10 protein-coding genes are annotated in these 22,040 nt (G+C 41.4%); 6 read left to right on the top strand and 4 right to left on the bottom strand.

The features are described from left to right. Positions 1–209 precede the first annotated feature (209 nt). The 4 genes from MHH52_RS03560 to MHH52_RS03545 form a co-directional block, all read right to left on the bottom strand. Positions 210–4,913, bottom strand: coding sequence for an Ig-like domain-containing protein (locus tag MHH52_RS03560; RefSeq protein ID WP_340006689.1), 4,704 nt, complete (start codon positions 4,911–4,913; stop codon positions 210–212). Between the two features lie 58 nt (positions 4,914–4,971). Then, on the bottom strand, positions 4,972–6,567 hold the full coding sequence (locus MHH52_RS03555) for an S-layer homology domain-containing protein (RefSeq protein WP_340006687.1): 1,596 nt from the start codon (positions 6,565–6,567) through the stop codon (positions 4,972–4,974). Between the two features lie 671 nt (positions 6,568–7,238). After that, positions 7,239–9,035: a DUF1565 domain-containing protein gene (locus MHH52_RS03550; RefSeq protein WP_340006685.1), complete on the bottom strand. Its 1,797-nt coding sequence runs from the start codon at positions 9,033–9,035 to the stop codon at positions 7,239–7,241. 211 nt (positions 9,036–9,246) lie between these two features. Next, positions 9,247–11,616: an AraC family transcriptional regulator gene (locus MHH52_RS03545; protein WP_340006684.1), complete on the bottom strand. Its 2,370-nt coding sequence runs from the start codon at positions 11,614–11,616 to the stop codon at positions 9,247–9,249. Positions 11,617–11,839: 223 nt separating this feature from the next. Between MHH52_RS03545 and MHH52_RS03540 the strand changes: the two genes are divergently transcribed. From MHH52_RS03540 to MHH52_RS03515, 6 genes are all read left to right on the top strand, one after another. Continuing rightward, entirely contained in the window at positions 11,840–12,811 is a 972-nt protein-coding gene (locus MHH52_RS03540; RefSeq protein WP_340006682.1) for an ABC transporter permease subunit, read from the top strand. 103 nt (positions 12,812–12,914) lie between these two features. Beyond that, positions 12,915–13,802 (top strand): carbohydrate ABC transporter permease, encoded by an 888-nt coding sequence (locus MHH52_RS03535; protein ID WP_340006680.1) that lies wholly within the window; start codon positions 12,915–12,917, stop codon positions 13,800–13,802. A gap of 50 nt (positions 13,803–13,852) precedes the next feature. After that, positions 13,853–15,454 (top strand): ABC transporter substrate-binding protein, encoded by a 1,602-nt coding sequence (locus tag MHH52_RS03530; RefSeq protein ID WP_340006678.1) that lies wholly within the window; start codon positions 13,853–13,855, stop codon positions 15,452–15,454. 101 nt (positions 15,455–15,555) lie between these two features. Then, complete coding sequence (locus MHH52_RS03525; RefSeq protein WP_340006676.1) at positions 15,556–17,763, top strand: hypothetical protein; 2,208 nt, start codon at positions 15,556–15,558, stop codon at positions 17,761–17,763. Between the two features lie 15 nt (positions 17,764–17,778). Then, a complete protein-coding gene (locus tag MHH52_RS03520; RefSeq protein ID WP_340006674.1) occupies positions 17,779–18,993 on the top strand; it encodes a Gfo/Idh/MocA family oxidoreductase in 1,215 nt (404 codons plus the stop codon). Between the two features lie 24 nt (positions 18,994–19,017). Continuing rightward, positions 19,018–21,996, top strand: coding sequence for a glycoside hydrolase family 2 TIM barrel-domain containing protein (locus MHH52_RS03515; RefSeq protein ID WP_340006673.1), 2,979 nt, complete (start codon positions 19,018–19,020; stop codon positions 21,994–21,996). The last annotated feature ends 44 nt before the right edge of the window (positions 21,997–22,040 follow it).

Raw genomic sequence — 22,040 nt, 5'->3', positions numbered from 1 at the left:
ACTATTTGATGTTTTTTGCTTTTTCTACAACTTTAACTTTGTGCTGTAACTCATGTTTTTAATAATTCCTCTAAAAAGTCTCTTTTGTAGAAATCTCAACAGGTTAATCTACACAGGTTAAAATGTAAACAGCCCCGTTTCCATTAGGAAAAGGGGCTGTTTGGAAATTTATCACATTTTCACACTAGGGGTTCAGTAAGCTAGCGATCTTAGTTGCTTTTTATAAAAGCAAATACTTCAACACCAATGTTCTCTCCTATCAAGTTTGGCATTCCGCTTGTTAACCAAGTCTCTATTTCAGTACCTTGTTTCTGATAGGATATAGTAACTTCATTTTTTTGTGGCGCGATCATCACTACGGATACCTTAGCATTAACGCCTGTTCCTTCCGTAAATTGAACTACCAGATACTTACCCGTTAAATCATTACCTTTGTCCCCACCAATCGTAATATCACGAGTATATCCAGCTCCACCTGCAGTCTCATTACCAATTGCAAGTGTATATCCGCTTTCTGCACCAGGTGTATACTTAGGAATCTCCATCTTTAATACTTCACTCACAACATCACCGTTTTTAACCACAATATAAATATCTTTGGCAGTTACGGTTTTTAAGCCTTCTATACTAATTAGCACTAGTCCTTTTTTACATGGAGCACCGGCCTTACTAGTATCAATTACTGGTATTTTAGCTCCACTTTCAACTACTTTATAATAATATTGTCCGTCTTTACTTGTTGTAAATGAAACGGAAGCTGTAGTCTCACTTAAACGAGTCACTTGCCCTGCCGTTAATATAGGTTTAGGATCATTATTATCCTGTACCTCTACTACTTGCAAAATATCTCCTGCATATCCTTCTGCTGTACCAACTGCAATAATGGTACCTTCTTGTGCATATAAGGAAGTATCCAATTGTGCAAAAGTAAGTGGCAGCACTCTAGTGTCGTTTAGATACTGTGCATTTACTGTTGTCGCCAATTCTGGTGCTACACCAGCAAGAGTAGTAACATTACCTAGCTTATCAATTGATTTTATACCATCTACTGATACATTTACGCTAAATGTGCTTAATGTTCCTTTTAGATTTGCAAGCTGACCCTTTACTGTAAATGTACCTGGTTCTTTATACAATGATGGATTTACTGTATCCCAGTTCACTTTAGCAATCTGAGAATCACCATTATCAAAAGTAACTGTAACCTCTGCTGGTAAATTTGGAGCATGATCAACAACTGTTGATACATTATCTTCTAAACCTTCTATGGAAGTGATCTTATAATCCTTATTCATATAAATGGTATAGTCTTTACTTCCTGCTGAAGAAATTTCTGATAATATCAGAGCATTCTTACCATTAACTAATTGATCTGGTGAAATAGATGCACTGCCATCTACAAATGGAATCTCTTCGCCATTCAGCTGCAATTTAATCTCTGCACCATCTAGTACGATATGAGGTTTTTGGATTGTAACAGGGTTCTCAGCATGCGTTATAGCAGCATAATAAGTATAATAATCAGGATTAAAGTCGCCGTTTAATACCGCATTGCCTAGTCCGAGATCTTTCTCATAATCTACGTATTTAGGATTGGAAATGATCTCAATATCGTCCAGGTAAACATTTGCATTGATTCCTCCAAAGCCAACTCCACCTGATTTATACTGACCATCATTAGCAGAAAGCATTTCTTGTCCATCCAAAACAAAGCCAACTTTGCCATCAAAGGTTTGAATCTGCAATTTATGCCACTCATTCGGATTAAATCCTTCTGGCACCCCTACTTTACCTAATGATGTATCTGAGCTGGCACTATGTTTCGATATTTCAAAATAAGGTGTCCCCGCTGCAAAGCCAGTAGTTCCATTTTTATTCCTTCTGTAAACTACTTGATAGGATAATGGTGCTTTACCAGGTGTTAAACCTTTATTGGATGCCATTACATAAATCGTAAAGTTATCATACACACCACCAAGAACATCCGTTGTCCCCCATCCTTCAAATTTCCATTTCATATTGACCAGATAATTATTCCAAGGGGCATTCAATTCATAGAAATCATTTCCATCTCTAATCTCATCCTTTAAAACTTGATTTCCACTATTTCCATTATCATATACAACACTTGTTACAGATGGATTACCACCTACTTTGTCAAAAGCAGGAACTTCTCCATCTTCAAAATCCAGCATGAGTTGTTTCTTATTGACATCTGAACCATCATATGCTGGAGGTGCCGGAATATTGGATGGCGGGATTGGCAATGTTGCTTCGTTTCCTCCAAATACATAAAGCTCATCGTAGAAAGCTTGTCCTATGCCATTATCAGAACCAAGCGAGATATAATCAAATCCGGAAGCAGGTAAGGTTTTAACTAATTGATTATCAATATACAGCTTTACATCGGTACCTGATGTATAGTCGAACTTTAGCTCATGCCAACCAAAAGTCCTAACGATGACAGTAGGTTCCTTTTGATCTCCCATTTGAATTATATATTTATCTGCAGTATCATAATCCAAACCTATACCGATAATATTGCCACCATCATCTACTCGTGCAATGGATGAAACCCGAGCCGAATTTTGATGCCCTGAATCGTACGCTGCCAAATTATTATTTTGTCTGTCAAACATCTTAACAGTAACGACTTTATTCAGCATTTCAGGGAAATTCTTGTATACTTGACTTTTATCTAACAGTTCCAGACTTGATTTACCATTTATTGGTCTTTCAGACATGAATTCGGTTGAAATTTTTGCCTGACCATTTAGAGTTGACCAAGCCGTATCATCTAGTCCATTTTCAAAGTTCTCTTTGAAATAAATAGATTCTGGCTCTGTGATAACATCTCTATCTGTTAAATATTCCTTAGGATAATTCGATGTTACTCCAATTTTGTCATACTCCATCTTGGAGTCGTCAAATTCCTTAATATGATTTGCAATTTTCCCATAATTAACATTCGTATTATCAAACTTTATGACATCACCATATTGAAGAATCGTATTAACTTCAATATTAAAGTTCATTGGATTAGTCGCTTTAACATTGCTTAATTCTAACCCTGAGGCTCCCATATCCAAGTTAATGTCATTAGGCCCAAAATCAACCATAGTAGGATTTGGGCCCGTATTATCAATAATAGCTTGATTTAAGTAGTTAGGCTTGTAATTTGCACCCTTATACAAATAACATGCAAAGAAAGCTCCATCATCTCCACCATCTTGTTGAGCATCATGCAAATATACATATTCAATTTTATTATGGTGAGTGTACATATCCGTCATAATATTGAAATCTTTATCACCATTTGGGGCAGATACATTAGGGTTACGGCTATGTCCGGCAGTTAGAAAAATTCCTCTTCTTGGTGAATTATAGACCTCTACATGAGATACCGTATTATAGCTTGACTGCTGAATCGTGATCCCTGATGCCTGACCAATAAGCTCGCCAATATCATGAACAATCGTGTTCGTTATCGTATTATCTCTGCTATAGCCATCTCCGTTTTTATCTCCAGCCACACCAGGGTAACCGCCATCTACGCTTATTCCTCCATGACCTGTATATTCAATAAGGCTATCCTCGATCACTGTGTTTTGATTAGCCAAATAGAGATTAATTCCAAACATGCCTGAATTTTTGATATGCGCTTTGGAAATCGTAATATTTTTAGTATTCGTAAGTGTAATCACACCGTATTGGAACTCTATTCTTTCAGCTTGCTCAGCATAGGATGGTTGTGTGCTTCCTTTAGCCTCCGGAGGATAGAAACCTAAACCTGCTCCTGCATCTCCCCAGTTCCAACCATACGCATACCAATCCGTCGTATTTGTATCCTTCAATTGCAAGCCACTGAATTCAATATTTGAAACCATATGATCCTTATCTGAGCCTTCGACACGGATCACTTCTTTGACTTTAGGGATTATAAATTCATTTTCATTTATATTTCCTTCGGGATAATAATACAAATCGCCAGTCGTTTTATTGAAATAATATTCACCTGGAACATCCAAGAAGCCTAAATTTCCTTGTACAAAATATCTTGCATTTGTACCTGTATTATATTTAGGTCTGTACATTTCCGGTTTTCCTGGAACGGTTTTATAGGTAAGCTTACGACTTGCAGTATCAATTGCAGAAATTGGAATCGTATCTGTCATCCAATCCCAGTAGCCGCCATCCCACATATAAACAGAGGCATCTAAGTCTCCACGTACTTGGGCGTTTACGATTCCGTTAATTGACTCTTGATCAAGATCCCCATTTGTATAAATCAAGTCACCAATTCCGCCACCTGCACTTTTCATATATGGAGTTAAAGCGGAAGGGAAGTCTTTATACTTATCTAAATTTTGAGTACGCGCTAATGTTGCACGTCTATCATTTACATAAAGAGTATCAAAAATCACATCAGTGCCAACGTTAGTTTTGTAAACCTTACCTACTGCAGCAGCTGGTAAGTCAGCATCAGCACCGGTTTTTCCAACTAATTGCCAATCTGTATCAACAGGCTTACCACCGATAATTTCAGCACTAGCCAAATCATCTAAATTTCTATAGATGATCTTATGACCATTCGTACCAGAGTCGCTTTCATTGAAAGTAATCGTTTCATCAAGATAATATTTACCTTCTGAAATAAATACGTAAATATCACCTGTCATGTTCTGATTAATTTTTCGAACCGCATCTCTTGCAGCTTGTAAAGTTGCAAACGGCTTATCATATGAACCTTTATTTTCATCTTTTCCATCTGGTGACACAAAGAATTGCGCTTGTATTCTGTTAAGAGAATATTCTGTTCCTTCTGCTGCTTTAACACTAAAAGTAGGGACAAATAATGAAGTACATATCATACATAATGCAATCATGGAACTAAAGATTTTTTTCTTATTCATAATTGTATAATCATTCCCTTCATTTTACATTTTATAATGTTTGAGATGTTAATAGGGCTTATCTGTTATACAACTTATACAATATTACGGCAGCCTCAGCTCTTGTTGTCTTGCCAGTTGGATTGATCCTGCTGCCATCTCCTGTAATAATTCCTTCTTTAATTAAGGATGCTACACTATTTCGTGCATAACTTGCGATCTTGTCCGTATCATTAAATCTCTGAAGATCCTCATTGTTTCCTTCTACACCTGGTTTACCCGCAATTTGAAGTGCTTTCTCTACCATTACCATCATGTCTTGTCTACTAATTTGCGCACTTGGTTCAAATTTATTGTTTCCTAAACCAGATGTTATGCCTAGTGCTTTGGCTATAGCGACTTCGTTAGAGTAATGAGCATTTGCTGCGATATCATCAAAGTTTCCATTGATATCTGTTTTAAGTCCTAATGTATTTACTAGCAGCTTCAAGAAGTCTGCTCTCGTAATATTCTTTTGAGGAGAATAGGTTATTTCACTTGTTCCTCCTATGATGTTTTTGGAAGCTAGTACAGATATCTGTTTTTCTGCCCATTTATGCTTGGCGGTGTCTTCAAACGTTTTCTTTACAAAACCTATCGCATAGGTTCCATTCGCCACGCCATTTACAGTAACTTTGCCTGTTTCTTTGTTATATCTGCCATTTGAAACGATGGTCAAGCTGCCATCCTTAGCTACTTGATATACGACGATATGTTCATAATCTGCAGCTTCATTTCCTACAGGCTTGTAAGCAATGGCGATCTGAATATCCGCATTTACAGGCTTGCCTTCTTGTAACACAGATACTTGAATACCTGCTCTATTACCTATCGTTTCGCTTGCAATGGGTGTAAGGCTACTCTTATTCAGTGAGCTAATGATGACATCGACCTTACTATTCACATCTTTGGCTAGAGAATGAATCGTATCATTTGTTAATACAATGTCCCCAAAGCCAGTGCTTACTGTGACATCCATCTTTCCAGTCTTTGCTGCTATTTTCCCTACAGGGATCGTTACCGTATTTCGCTTCGCATTATCTGTAGTTCCTATTTTTATGGTGAGTTTCTTTACTCCAAGTTCATCTGTTGCAGCACTATTAATCGCCGAATCTACATGGTCATCTTTAATTTCAACACTTACATTTCCGTCCTTATCAGGCTTTACATGATCATAAGAGATGCAACCATCTTTAATTGTAGGCTCTTGACTCGGATTTGGAACCGGATTTGGCGTTGGTGTTGGTGTTGGTGTTGGTGCTGGTGCTGGTGTTGGTGTTGGTGTTGGTGTTGGATCAACCTTTCCAGTCAACGTTGCTGATGAAACCAATTTACCATCCATTCCATTCACATATACAATATGCTCTTCTACCTTTTCCAAAGCACCTGTCGTAATCAAACCTGAAATGGTACCATTCGCATTTGCTTGAACCTGTCCCATCGCTTTAAGGGTGTCATTTACTTTATCAACTACTCTTACCATATAATCCTTACTTGCTTCATATCCTTTACCATCTATAGCAACAACGCCCTTATTATAAGTTGCTTTTAGATTAGTAGAAGCTGCTAAACAATTTACAGGCAATATTGCTATACATAGTATTACTGCAAATATTACGGAGATTCGTTTACGCATACTCTATCCTCCCGATGTCTTGTTTAACGAACTTTAAATTACTTGATGCATATGCATATACAGAGAGTGTAGCGCTTACATTTTTTCTCACTGAAATTTTTAAATGTTTTGCTTTGCTGCAATAATCTTATTTTTTAATCCCCTCCCAGGTTGTTTGATTAAATAAATCAGCTATTCACAAAATATGCGCAGCTAAGTTACTTAGCATTGTAGCCGAGCTGATCTCTAACCAGCAATCTCAAAAACTGAACTATTTGATGTTTTTTGCTTTTTCTGCAACCTTAATTTTTGTGCTGTAACTCATATTTTTAATACATTCTCTAAAAAGTTTTTTGTAGAAATTTACATAGGGTAAAATTAAACAGCCCCGTTTCCATTAGGAAAAGGGGCTGTTTGGCATTGCGCTTGTTAACCAACTCTCTATTTCAGTACCTTGTTTCTGATAGGATATACTTCAACCATAAACAGCCTCTCTATAAGAAAAAGAGGCTGTACTTATAACTATGTGATATGAAATAAATCTGCTTAATTTCTACGAACACAACGCAATTTTTTCCACACTGGCTTATAAAGCTTACCTTCATAATCTTCTAAACCTTTAAAATCGATTTTGATTTCTGTCATATGATTGTTCTCCCTGTTTTGGATCCTACTTAGCTTAAAATTATGATTTATGCATGAGGCCAAACTTTTATAACCATCCGGCCCTCTCCCATCATTTCGAAAGGACCAGGGTAAGGATTACTTTCATCTCTTGCAACCCCTAAATAATCAGTGTCCAACCTAAACTGCTTGCCGTCAGTATCCTCATAAGGCAACTTCGATATCTGGGTTTGATCAAGGAGCTCTGTTGTTACTAATTTGCGGCTCTTTTGATTTTTCCAATCCATCTGACATGTCAGATGTAGATAAACAGAATCTTCTTCGATTACAAACTTGATACTCGGATCAAACCAGTCTGCTTCAAGTGGCGCCGTCTCGTGTATACAAGGTTTCGCTCCATTAAGAAACACGTTCCCATCCATAAATACAGAATAAGCCGCAGAATCATACTTACTTAACCCATTCTGATCCTTCTGAGCAACAACTAAATTGTTATATAGGCGGTCATCTCCGCATTCAAGCGTATGATGTCCTGCAATTTCAGTGGAATGTGCTCGAAGATATGGCGTAGAGCGGCCTAAGTCGGGCAATATTGAAACTGCTCCCATAAACAGATTATGAACGTAGGCTCCACCTTGAGAAACGTTCAGCAACATATCCTTGGAATCTGTAGAGAGACAAAGGTTATGATCCACCATAAACGGACCGTGATTGACTTCAACGAACAGATCACTTGTATAATTGTCATATAGCAGGTTCCTCGATACACGTGTTCCCTGAGTCATCCAGTCAAACCAAAGCCCAATCACCGAACGATAGATACGGTTGTTACTTACCAAAGTATCAATGGCGCCGTGAAACTTAATGGCGGCCATCTCCTCTCCTGTGAAGGAGCGCTGTACATGAATATCATGAATTATATTTTCAGTTATGACGCTGAAGCAAGCCCCCAAACTGCCGGCAATACCAGCCATCTCACAGTGAGAAATGGTATTACCTCTAACGATATGATGGCCGATTTGTTCTTTGTTCCAACCATTCCCCAATGCGCGATCAATCGTTCTGTGATAAGCTTCGGTGGTTGTCTCAGCATTATCCCACTCGTCACCATATTTGCCGAGGGAAATCCCCGTGCATCTCGAATGACTGATGACATTATTCTCAATAATCCACCCTTTGCTCCAGTTAGTTCCTATCAATGCAACCTGTTCGGCAGTCGGTGGAGCCCAAGGCGTTGCCGCATGACGCATCGTAAATCCTCTGACGGTTATATAGTTAATGCCTGACTGCTTCGGATAGAACACGGATTGTCTTACATTAATCTCAACTAATTCCTCATTCGGGTTGGAGTTGCCAAAATTAGCCCAGATCATCGTGTTCTGCTCGTCAACTGTTGCGAACCAGAGCATTGTGTTTCCTTCATGATGGATGACATCATTGAATTCCGCTGCTTCTACCAGCCAATTCCCGTTTAAATAAATCGCTCCAGTATGGTGATCCCGCCCCTTCGGAGTAAACCAATCCCCTTGAATAAGGTCAGCGTATGGATTAAATCCCTTAAAGAAAGAATTAGGTAGGATTACCTTCCACACATCCCCTTGCACCTTTTCCCAATTAGTAATAATTTCGGAGCCCTTTATTTCAACCTTTTCACCAACTGCGGCTTGATATACAATTCTATTATCATCCGATTCTCCTCCACACGGAGGATTGATTCTCTCCCGATAGGTGCCCTCATGTACAGTGATTACATCCCCCGGCAGCGCCATTTCAGCTACCGCTGAAATGGTTCTTAATGGAGCTGATCGTGTACCTTCCCACGAATCGTTACCCACCAATGAAACATGATATTCTATTCCTGACATACGTAATCACTCCTTAAATAGGATGTAAATAATTTAATAAAACATACATATTGTAGTCAGCGAGATTTCAAACCATCAATCTCAAAAATAGTACTTTATTATGTTTTTCTGCTTTTTCAAAACGAATAATTGTAACAAAAAAGCCCGCGTCTCCAACGAAAGAGATAAGGGCCGTTAATCAAAAATTTAATTATGCTGTACAAGCCTGAATTCAATCATCATCATCAACATCGTGTCCCAGATGCAGCCTGTATTCGCTGAGAGACATGCCAAAATGCTTCTTGAATCGAGTATAAAAATAATTGTTCCTTTCAAGGCCAATCTTCTCTATAATCACCGACAAGGTCAGATTGGTGCTTCGCATATAATCATCAAGCTTTTTCATTCGCAAATCAAAGATGTATTGTGCAATCGACTGCCCGTATGACGTTTTAAACAATCGACCTACATAATTCGGAGACATACGCAACTTTTCAGCAATTGAACTTAAACATAAGCCAGTATCGGAATATTCCTGTTCTACAATTCCGATAATGCGCTGAATTAAATAATCGTTATTGTTTGACGAGTTTTTTAACATCATTACCTTACTGCAGAGCTTTGTCAAAAAGGTATTCATTACATCATCGATATCCGTGCTCACTTCTGCATCTTGCAGATTGTGCAACAACTCCTGCAGAAATAGATCTTGATTATCCTTTATGGCAGGCATCTTGCTAAGTACACCGGAATAAAGACAATAAATCAAATATATAATGCATGATATGATTTCATTGTAAGAACAATTATACAACTGCTTTTTGATAGATTGATATATGACAACAACACCTTCAATATCTCCTTCAAGTACTTTTTCGATCAGCTGTTCTTCCTTCTTCACAGGTACATGGAAATCATCCATATTGATTTCATCCATCATATAAGGAGAAATAATGCATCCATGTCCATAACGAATCTTGAGTTGAATCGAACCCTTCATACTGTTATACATGCTAGGCAAATGTTCCATTCCCTTAAACAAGGTGCTGTACGTCATAGATAAAGATATACGAATAAATTGTTGCGTTTTACTTTGTACTTCGCGTAAATATCGCTCTATTTTTTCCTGCACTAACTTAAATTGCGTTACTTCTGCACAATCAACTAACACTACGAATTTATCAGAATCACAACTGAATATTTCACACGGAATTTCCTCCGCTATTTCTGCTGCAATATTCACAATGGCATAACGCAATGCCCAACGCTCTTCTTGACTATTTTCTGACCTAAATACACTGTAATTATCTATTTTGAATAGACACATACACAGCTGGTTGGAGGCGATATAATCCAAGTCCAGATCATGAAGCTTGTCCAGAATGGTATTCATCGAATACGTTGAACTTTCACTTAACAGGGAATTTAGTAAATCTTGTTTGGCAGCATAGCCGGTTTCGCGCATGAGTTTATCAAGCCGCAAATTTTGCTCCTTCATCGATTCAAATACCGATAGAATAACTTGAAATTCTTCCGTGTCAGACACGAGTGGATTGCTTTTTTCAGGAGCTTCCCCATTTATGATTTTCGTAATGGCTTGAATAGGATTGTTCAGTCTGCGTGCCAAGAACAGGCAAATGACCGCGCAAAAAATAAACACAGCTGCTACGATCCCCGCCGACACGAATGATGCGGTGATTACATCCTTGTAAATTTTTTTGAAGGGTGTAACGCCCATGATGTACCAGTTGTTTGCATTACTTTTACTGCTCGAAACAAGATAACTGATTCCGTCAATTTTTTGCACCTGATTCATATTGCCGTCCAGTTCCTGCGCTTTCCGGCCTAATGTCCGCACTTCACTCATGTCATGAGCAAAATCCGGTGAGAGGGCCATGCTTAAAATAGAACCGCCCGAGTCAACCACAAAAAAAGATGTTTCAGGAACTGAATCACTACTGTTAATCGCTTGGATAGAGTTCGTAAGCGCTTTTGTTCGAATGTTGACAACGATAGCATTTTTTAGGCCAGATTCCGTGCTCCCTGGTTCAAATAATATATATGAACACACATTTGCCGATTGTGTTGCTTCATCAACAGATGCCACAATGGGACGACCATGATAATCGGCCACAAAATTTTTGTCAGTTAACAACTTTGCAATCACCTGATCAGAAAATGCAGATGTTGATTGACGTTCACCGCTCCGTGAGGAATAAAACAAATCCAATCCCGCATTGTAAAGATACACACTGTCGATATCTTTCAGAGTCAGAAAGTGTTTGTCAATTACCCTGCTTGCTGCAATTGCAACACGCACATCATTCTCTTCCATGTTTAAATAGGAAATGATATCTTTGTCGGTGTAAAGAGCATTTCCAAATTTTTTGGCGGTCTCGTCGAGATAGGTGATACTGTAATTGGATTGAGCAATCAGTTTTTCGTTAAAGCCGTTAATTAATGAAATCGTAGTGCGTAAATAAGTAAATGACAAAAAAGTCGTAAGTAAAACAGTGATGATGAACGAGATAATCAAAAAAGAGAAAAAAGATTTACGTAGAAAGCTCGTACTACCTTTTTTGGTTTTATTTGAGAGCTTCATTACGACCTCCTAGTGACAGCTTCCTAGTATATATTGATCTTAATTATAGTTATAAATAAATAATACCTCAACGATTTATTACACTTTGTAGAAATCGCTATTTTTTAGAGATGCCCAGTGTTGAAAAACAAAAAGAACAACATATTTGTTTGTTGAACACCACCCCCCTCTTAGCTACAGTAATAGCAGACGTACAAACAATGCAGAGAAAGGGGGTGAAACAATGAAGACGATTACAAATGCAATTCCGAATCGCACGGGTAAGCCTCGCAGAACATTGCGCAGCGCGCGACGTCAGACGCCTTTCTATTTAATGATGGCACCCGGATTAATTTTTGTTGCGATCTTATTTTACATCCCGATGGTCGGCGTTATCATTGCCTTCAAAGATTACAATGCACGCGATGGTATTCTCGGAAGTCCATGGATGGACCCGCTATTCAAAAACTTTGAGTTTTTCTTTAAATCCGACGCTGCGAGAAACGTTACCTTCAATACACTTTTTTACAATGTAGTACAAGCAGTTGCCGTTACGCTTTGCGCATTGGCACTGGCTATTCTATTAAATGAAATAAAAAACAAATTTGTATCCGCTACCTATAAGGGATCGATTTTGCTACCGACCTTCCTCTCATGGATTGTCATCCAGTTCATTCTTTTCAGCCTATTGAGTGTTGACCGTGGTATTGTCAACAGCATGATTACCGAAAACGGCGGAGAGACCATTTACTGGTACAGTGAGCCGTCTTACTGGCGATACATCTTGCCAATTGCTTATATATGGAAGAACGTCGGTTACTATTCGGTGCTGTATGTAGCGGCCATTGCCGGGATTAACACCGACTACTATGAAGCTGCGCAACTGGACGGTGCTTCAAAGTGGCAACGTATTAAACATATTACATTGCCGCTTTTACAACCGACCATCATTGTTCTTTCACTGCTGTGGGTTGGGAAATTGTTCAATGGCGGTCTGGGTGACTGGAACGGATTCTACACGCTTCCAAATGATGCGGGTGCTCTTTACCCAGCAACAGACGTTATCGACACACTTGTATTCCGCTCGCTGAAAAAGGTCAATGACTACGGCATGGCGTCGGCAATTGGTTTATATCAAGCGGTAGTTGGTTTCTTCCTTGTGTTGATCTCGAATTACATCATTAAAAAGAAGGATCCCGATAGCGCACTATTTTAATCGATCCGAAAGGATGAAATTTGCACTTTCTGATCGATCTGCAGAAACGGAATACTGTCTTTGAAAAAAGACTTAAATCCGTTTCTAATTGGGAGGAAAATACATGCTTCTGAGAAAACTACATTTTTCAAAATTAGTGATTCATCTTACGTTTATTGCCATGAGCCTAGCCTGCATCCTTCCTCTGCTTTTGGTTGTATCCATATCGTTTACGGACGAGCGATCGTTGATGCTTGACGGATATCGCTTCTGGCCCCAAGAGTTCAGTCTGGCTGCTTACCAGTATGTATTCAGTGGAGCAGGCTCTATTCTAAATGCATATGCCGTTACGATTTTTGTGACGGTTGTCGGCACACTTTTACATCTGCTGATTACTTCCATGCTGTCGTATTCACTGACACGTCCCGAAGTGACTCACCGCAAAGCGCTCACTTTCTTTGTGTATCTTCCGGTTCTGTTCAACGGCGGTCTTGTTCCGCAGTACATTTTGCTGACGCGCATCCTGCATCTGAAGGATACCATCTGGGTGCTGATTATCGTCTATCTGGTGTCGACGGTTAACATACTGATTATGAAAAATTTCTTCCGTACGATTCCAGATTCATTAATCGAGTCAGCGCGTATCGATGGCTCGGGTGAAATCCGTACTTTTTTCCGGATTGCATTACCGCTTTCCAAACCGTCGCTTGCAACCATCGGTTTGTTTGTAGCCATTGCCTACTGGAATGACTGGATGACCGCATCATTGTATATTGAATCACAAAATCTACGCCCCCTACAATATCTGCTGCAATCTTTGATGAACAACATTGGATATTTGCAGTCGAACGCACAAGCTTCACAGTCAATGGAGGCTGCTATTGGAATGCTGCCTAGTGAAGGCGCGCGCATGGCAACTTGCGTACTCGCCATCGGCCCTATTATTTTGCTGTATCCTTTACTGCAAAAGTACTTTGAAAAAGGCTTGACAATAGGCGCTGTAAAAGAGTAATTTTACCGGTAAACCACCGGAAAATTAAATAAATATTAGGGGGAAATACAATGAAAAGATTTTCCGCAATTCTGTTGTCTGTAACGATGCTGTTTACCATGATGCTGACCGGCTGCGGGCAGAAAGAAGCAGGCTCTACCGACGATTCTGCTTCGGCTTCTGCTCCGGCTTCTGCTCCAACTGATGAAAAGTTGGTTGAGCTCAAATTCTACATGATGAACAGCCCTGTCAATGACTTTGACCGCGTCATGAAGAAAGCGAACGAAATCATTGGCAAAGAAATCAATGCAAAACTGGATCTGATTCTTGTAGACAGCAGCACATATGCCGAGAAAATGAACCTGATGATCAATTCCGGCGACGATTGGGATCTCAGCTTCACTGCAAACTGGGGTGGCATTAACTTCTTTGAAAACGCAGCCAAAGGTGCTTATGCTGATCTGACTGACCTCCTCCCTAAATATGCGCCTGAAACTTATTCCCGTATCCCTGAAGGACTGTGGGAAGGCGTTAAAGTAAATGGTAAGATCTATGGACTCGTGAACTATCAACAGTGGGGCACTGCTAAACGACAGGGCTTTAAGTTCCGTTCTGATCTTGTAGATGAAACCGGTTTTGACTGGAAAGCCTTGAAAGGCAAGCCTACAATTGAGGTACTCGAAAAGATCGGACCTTTCCTTGGCGATACTCTAGCAAAACACCGAGAAATGATCGGGTTTGAAACGAGCTCCGTTGAAAGTGAAAACATGTTTGCCAGCAATCCGCTGTTATGGAACATGGAAGCCGTAGGTGATACTAGCATCCCTGGCTGGATTAACCTTGACAATCAAGACAAAGTCATCAACCAGTTTGAGACGGAAGATTTTGCGAAGTACACTGAAATTATGCGCGACTGGTTCGTCAAAGGTTATGTTCGCAAGGATGGCGCAACAGTAAAAGATACTTCTCCTGACCGTAAAGCAGCCAAATTTGTCGCTGAGAAAACGGGCAGCTGGCCTGACAGCATTGAATATCCTGGTAATCCTGATGCCAGCAATATGTCTATGACTAAAAGCGCAGGTAATGCTCCTGCAGTAACCGTTTCCACCTCTCGCACGATGATTCCTGCGGGCGCAGCTTCTACTGCTGCTATTGCAATCAATTCCGAATCCAAACATATTGAAAAAGCTTTGCAGTTAGTTGAACTGCTCAACACCAACGATGAGCTGTACAAACTGATTACGCTTGGTGAAGAGGGCGTTGACTACAATTACGATGAAAATGGCAAGTTTACTATGGTTGAAGGCAAATACAATTTCAACTTTAACGAATGGCAAATTGGTCAATCTTACAGCCCTAACTTCAACCGTACTAACTATGACAAGAACAAAGATGGTGAGATTCAAAGAGAGACTCAAAAAATCATCTATGAAGCTGACAAAACAGCAGAAATTTCACCAGTATCGGGCTTCGTGTTCGATTCGACACCTGTAAAAACTCAGCTTGCAAACTGCTCTGCTGTTACCACCGAAATGATTCCGGCACTCAGCTCTGGTTCAGTTGACCCTGCTAAAGTATTGCCAGAATTCCTCAAGCGCCTGAAAGCTGCAGGTGTGGACGACATCATCAAAGAAAAGCAGGCTCAATATGACGCCTGGAGAACAACCAAATAATCTCGCACTCCTTTATGAAATCCGGTGTATTGCAATATCTTACACCGGATTTCTATTTAATAAGCGATAATAGAAAGGAACCCGCTATGCGTTATTCTCTTATGTGTAAATCCTTTAACGGCAGTGAAGTACTAGACTGTGAGAAATTTTCCGTGAATCTAGAAAACAGTCAATATACTTTTTCCCGCTACCCTTGCAGTGCTTCGATTACAACGCATACCCTGCCGCAGGGCCAACGTTTGGATATTACCTTGTCATTTCACGAAGAAACAATAGTTCCGATGAATTTTTCGTTTTCGATGGAGGCCGGGCAATGGGAAAAAGGCAACTATGTGTTGATGCCAGGTGCGGTTTATAATGGTAACCGCTTTACAAGCTTGCCTCTTCCCTATCCGCCTTATTATGCACCTCCCCAAAATAGCCCACTTACAGATGCCGAAGTCATAACCAGCATTCCTCATCTCGATATTGAGAAAACAGAATCGCGAATTTCTTTGCTTTCTGGTGATATGGCATCTTCTTTGTGCGGATTTTATGATCTCAACGATCAATCAGGTTCTGTCCTGTTAGGTGAGCATCAATGCGGGGGGTATTATACAGGCTTTACCGTCGATGAAAATCAAGTCGATCGCCAAGCCTCTTTTGTACTGTCCGTTCCGGGTGTACGCGAAAATACACAATATTTTTTTGGAGATCAAAACGACGGACAGGGCTTTCGTCCAGATGTCTCAGCTCCATCTCAGGATACCGGAGCTTTGTTCAAGCAAGGTGAAACATTGACTCTTACTGCTTGTGTCTTTCATTGGCAGCAAATATCTTTGCCTGACTTTTTCAAACAGGTGAATGGTTCGAAAACAACGTTGGAGATTCCGGAGCTTTTTTATAACGTTCCATTTTATAAGGCATATATAAGTATCAAAGAAAAATACCAAAGAGAAAACTTTATAGAAGAAGGATATTACTCCGTAGGGACCGATTGGAATATACCTCAACAGTGTTGGCAGGCAGGCTGGATTGGTGGAGGCATGAACAGCTATCCGTTCTTACTGGAAGATACATCCGAAGCACGGCAGCGCGCACTGTCTACCCTTCGCTTTATTTTTTCACGGTTGCAGCATCCCAGCGGATGGGTGTTCGGCATGTATGGAAACGGAAAATTTTATGGTGACGGCTTCGACAGTAACTCTGACACCATTTTGCTCGTCCGAAAAAATGCCGACTTGCTCTATTTCGTAATGAAGCAGCTATTGTGGCTTTCGGAGAATCACCACTCCACAATCGAGTTTGAGCAACCCGTAAAGGCTCTTTGCGATGCATTTGTACGGTTGTTCCGAAAATACGGGCAGCTCGGACAGTTCATTGATATGGCTACAGAAGAAATAGTAATAGGCAATTCTGCCGGAGCGTGTATGGCTGTAGGCGCGTTGGCACTGGCAAGCGAATATTTTCAGTCTGCGGAATACCTCGATGTCGCCGAACAGCTCGGTGAGCATTATTACAATAACTATTTAGTAAAAGGCATGCTGAACGGCTGTCCAGGAGAAATCTGTCAAGCACCGGATAGCGAAGCGGCCTTCGCCATGCTGGAAAGCTATGTCCAGCTGTATGAAACGACCCGAAAGAGCATCTGGCTATCCTATGCGGAATATACCTGTGAAATTGCCATGACATGGGTCATGAGCTATGACTTTGTGTTCCCTGCACACAGTACAGCTGCAAAGCGTGGTGTGCATAGCAGCGGCACGGTATTTGCCAACGCGCAGAACAAGCATTCTGCTCCTGGGATTTGTACACTTTCAGGCAACAGTCTTCTCAAGCTGTTTCGTTTTACTGGCAATGCAAAATATCTGCAGGATCTACATGCCATTGCACACAGTTTACCGCAGTATGTATCTCTGGCGGAAGATCCGGAGTTTACGCTTGAAAAGAAATATTTACCTCCAGGCTATATGAATGAACGTGTGCAAACAAGTGATTGGGAAGGCATGGAAACCCTTGGTGAATTCCTCTATGGCTCCAACTGGCCGGAAGTTTCCATGCTGCTTACGTTTGTGGAAGTACCCGGCGTCTATGTGGATTTTACCAGCCGCACTCTTCAGGTATTCGACCATGTGGAATGCTATGTTGCACAGTGGGATCAGGATTCCGTACACCTGAAATTGTATAATCCTACAGCGTACAGCACGATGGTTACGCTGCTTGCGGATGAATGCACAAACGCTCGGCGCTTAACGCATAATTACTTCGTTCAAATGAAAATGGTAACTCTTTCCGCTGGTGAGCTTAAACAAATCGAACTAAAAAAATAACAGGAGGTCCTTCTTTTGTTGAATATTGGTGTTATTGGATACGGCGTGCGGATCGACATGCTGATGGATGATTTGTTCGCGCTACCTTATGAAATCCAGATCAAGGCAGTAGCTGATCCCGACCATGAGCGCGTGCGGGCTTTAATGAAGAAAGACGGCTCCAAAGAATCGATGCACCAAATGGGAATCGATAAAATCGACGGACTTTTGCGCAGCTGCGAGATGAATCCGGATACCATTACCTTTTATACGGATGCGGACGAAATGCTGGACAACGAAAAACTGGACGGCGTGATCGTAGGTACGAACTGCAACATGCATACTTATTTCGCCAAAAAGGTGCTGGATCGCAATCTGCCGTTGTTTTTGGAAAAACCGGTGGCGACTACGATGGAGGATCTGAGAACGTTAGCCGACTGCGAAGCGAACGCAACGGCTCCCACAGTTGTTTCCTTCCCCTTGCGCGTCACACCGCTGGTGCAGGAGGTCAAGCGTATTCTAGATGCCGGCACGATTGGCAAGGTTGAGCATGTACAGGCGTTCAACGATGTTCCCTATGGATTTGTTTATTTCCACGACTGGTATCGAGATGAATCCGCTTCTAAGGGGCTTTTCCTGCAAAAGGCAACGCATGATATCGACGTCATCAACTATTTGCTGGGTGAAGAACCCGTGAACGTTTGTGCCATGAAATCCAAACAAATTTATAAAGGCGACATGCCTGCCGGTCTTCGCTGCAGCGAATGTGACCAATGGGAAACCTGTATGGACAGTACTTACAATATCACTCATGTGCGGAATGACACTCCGCGTAACGACTATTGCAGCTTTGCGGTAGACACCGGTAACGAAGACTCCGGGAGCATGATTGTGAAATACGAAAGCGGCATGCACGTCATGTATTCGCAGAACTTCTTTGCCCGCAAAGGGGCTGCGCGCCGAGGGGCTAGGTTATATGGCTATAAGGGCACCGTGGAATTCGATTTCGCCACCAATGAAATCAAAGTATTTGACCACATGAGTGATAAAGTAACCACTGTGCGTCTCGATGATCAAGGCTCGCGTCATGGCGGCGGTGATATTGTACTCATGCGGAATTTTGTACATCTGATGCAGGGCAGAACCACCGAATCCGTTGCCCCTTTGAAAGACGGGATTCGCAGCGCCCTTGTATGTCTGCAAGCCAAAGCGTTTTCCGAAAGCGATCAATTTTATCCTGTCACTTTATAAATCAAATGATAATGGAGAGATAGTATGAATTATAATTATCACCAGGATTTAAATATCGTTCGAGTGAACACAATGCCAGACCGGACTTATTACATTCCCTGTGCACCCAGCAACAACTCCATATCGAAAGAAAATAATGAGCGTGTATTGCTCTTGAACGGAAGCTGGATGTTTACGTATTATCCTTCCTTTGCGGAAGCTACTCTGGAGGGAGTTTCAGACAACGTCCTTCCGGTTCCGTCCAACTGGCAAATGTACGGATACGACAAGCATCAGTATGTCAACATTGATTATCCGATACCGTATAATCCGCCCTTTGTGCCAAAAGAGAACCCATGCGGTGTTTATAAGCGCACCTTCTCCGTGGAGCTTACAGAGGAAATACAGTTTTATTTGAATTTTGAAGGTGTGGATTCCTGTCATTATGTATTTCTCAACGGCGTATTTATAGGCTACAGTCAGGTCTCACATTCCACTGCGGAATATGATATAACTCCATTTTTGCAAGATGGTGAGAATGAAATCGCCGTTATGGTCTTAAAATGGTGCGACGGAACCTATCTGGAAGCACAGGATAAATTCCGCATGTCGGGCATTTTCCGCGATGTATATCTGCTGCAACGCCCGCAACATCATGTACGCCATTATGTTGTACAAACGTCCTTACAACAAGAAAGTGCCACGGTATCATTCAAGTTTGATGATTTCGGCACGGCGCTTGTTAAATCCGTTAAAATCCTGGACGCCGAGGGCAGGGTCGTGGCACAGGGCGAAACATGCGACGACACGCTTAGCCTGACTATAGAAAATCCTGTGCTTTGGAATGCCGAGCAGCCGTATTTATATCAGATGGTTCTTGATACCTTACAGGAGCGAATTATAGACACGATCGGAATTCGTACGATATCCGCTCAGGATAATGTGCTGCTTGTCAACGGTCAGCCGATCAAGTTCAAAGGTGTAAACCGTCACGACAGCTATCCCGATACCGGCTACGTGGCTTCGCGCGAGCAAATAGTACGGGATTTGCAGTTGATGAAGCAGCACAACATCAACGCTATTCGCACATCGCATTATCCAAATGCGCCGGAATTTTATCATTTATGCGATGAATACGGCTTTTATGTGATTGACGAGGGTGACATGGAAACGCATGGCGCATGGACAAGTCATGGTGATCGCGATAATGACTGGTATGCGCTTGTCCATCACGATCCGCGGTTTGAAACGGCTATTGTAGATCGTGTGCAGCGTCTAGTCACTCGCGACATCAACCGCCCTTGTGTAGTAATCTGGTCACTTGGCAACGAGAGTGGATTAGGTGCCAATACGTTAGCTGCTGTTGATGCTGTGCGGAAGCTAGACAGCTCACGTCTCCTTCATTATGAATCAAAAAACTTTATGCCTGAGGATCAGGGGAAATTCAACTTTGATATTCTGGATGTAGAAAGCTATATGTACCCTGATCTAGAATATACAGAAAAGCTGGCTCAGGAGTGCAAAAAGCCATTGATCTTGTGTGAGTTTGCCCATGCTATGGGCAATGGTCCCGGCAGTCTATCCGAATACTATGAGTTGTTCTATCGTTATGATGGTTTTGCCGGCGGCTTTGTGTGGGAATGGTGTGATCATGCCATTCTACAGTATGACTCAAGTGGCAATGCACAGTATCTATATGGCGGGGACTTTGGCGAAAAGCTGCATGATGGCAACTTCTGTGTAGACGGACTCGTTTATCCCGACCGTACGCCGCACACCGGCTTGATGGAGCTGAAGAATTGTGCCCGTCCTGTTCATATAACAAGAGCAGGAAATACATTCTCTGTAGAAAACAAGTTGGACTTTGCAGACCTCTCCGATGCTGTTACTATCGTCTGGTCGCTGGAGCAAAACGGTACTAAAATTGCAGAAGGTAGCATTGCTAACTTCAACCTTGCCCCGCACGCAAAAGTACCATTACCGCTTTCGCTGCCGCCTATAGACGGGGCTCGTGTTTATCTGAAATTCGAATATCTGCAAAAAAACGCTCATCCGCTCATCCCGGCCGGAACGTCGCTTGGATTTGATCAGTTTGATCTTTCCACAGAAGACATGAGTGTGTCCTTGCCTGTATCGCACTCTGCCGTAACGACTGAGCAAACCGAAACCGGATGGCTGATTTGTGGTGAAGCATTTTCTTATCATTTTAATACTGCACTCGGCACGTTTGATTCGTGTGTGATAAACGGCTTAGAGTGTTTTGCCAGACCAGCTGAGTTTGATATTTACCGCGCCCCTACGGATAACGATATGGGTGAGGCTGGGATTTCCAATTACAGCATCAAACATTCCTGGAAAAACCTACGGCTGGATGCGGCTTATACCTATACTTACGAAACATCGGTAGAACAATCTAATACTTGTGTTACCATTACCTGCCCTCTATCACTTGTAGCAGATCGCGCTGCTCCTTTCTGCAATATTCAAGCAGTTTATCATGTGTATGGAAGCGGAGCCATAGAAGTGTCACTGCATGTATCCGTCCGTCAGGACCTAGCCTATCTGCCGCGCTTTGGCATGCGGTATTTTCTGACCGAGGATTTTCAAAATTGTACCTATTTCGGCTATGGCCCGCAAGAGAGCTATAGCGATAAACACGCTGGTAGTTATAAAAGTATGTTTAACGCAACTGTGCCTGAGCTTTTTGAAAACTATATTTATCCGCAGGAGAACGGCTCGCACTATGACACAGAAGAATGTACACTCTCAAATGCGAATACAATACTTAAGGCATACAGCACAAAGCCTTTCAGCTTCTGCGCCTCGGAGTATACCAGAGAAGAACTGGCTGCCAAAAAACATCATTTTGAACTGCAAAAAAGTGGCTACACCGTCTGGAACATTGACTATGCGATGACTGGAGTCGGCTCAGGAAGCTGTGGTCCCTACACATTGGAACAATATCGTTTAAATGAAAAAGAATTTGTGTTCGACTATATGTTTATGCCTAGAAGAAACCTTTAAACAAAAGGAAGTAGGGTGTAACACTCCCTACTTCCTTTATATCT

This window comes from Paenibacillus sp. FSL K6-0276 (genome assembly GCF_037977235.1).
Classification (GTDB): Bacteria; Bacillota; Bacilli; order Paenibacillales; family Paenibacillaceae; genus Paenibacillus_AQ.
The sequence above is the reverse complement of the archived record's forward strand: the minus strand, read 5'-3'. Positions and strand labels throughout refer to the sequence as shown.

Coding starts and splice junctions, on each gene's coding strand:
- MHH52_RS03560 (WP_340006689.1), bottom strand. CDS start 4,913: ATGAATAAGAAAAAAATCTTTAGTTCCATGATTGCATTATGTATGATA.
- MHH52_RS03555 (WP_340006687.1), bottom strand. CDS start 6,567: ATGCGTAAACGAATCTCCGTAATATTTGCAGTAATACTATGTATAGCA.
- MHH52_RS03550 (WP_340006685.1), bottom strand. CDS start 9,035: ATGTCAGGAATAGAATATCATGTTTCATTGGTGGGTAACGATTCGTGG.
- MHH52_RS03545 (WP_340006684.1), bottom strand. CDS start 11,616: ATGAAGCTCTCAAATAAAACCAAAAAAGGTAGTACGAGCTTTCTACGT.
- MHH52_RS03540 (WP_340006682.1), top strand. CDS start 11,840: ATGAAGACGATTACAAATGCAATTCCGAATCGCACGGGTAAGCCTCGC.
- MHH52_RS03535 (WP_340006680.1), top strand. CDS start 12,915: ATGCTTCTGAGAAAACTACATTTTTCAAAATTAGTGATTCATCTTACG.
- MHH52_RS03530 (WP_340006678.1), top strand. CDS start 13,853: ATGAAAAGATTTTCCGCAATTCTGTTGTCTGTAACGATGCTGTTTACC.
- MHH52_RS03525 (WP_340006676.1), top strand. CDS start 15,556: ATGTGTAAATCCTTTAACGGCAGTGAAGTACTAGACTGTGAGAAATTT.
- MHH52_RS03515 (WP_340006673.1), top strand. CDS start 19,018: ATGAATTATAATTATCACCAGGATTTAAATATCGTTCGAGTGAACACA.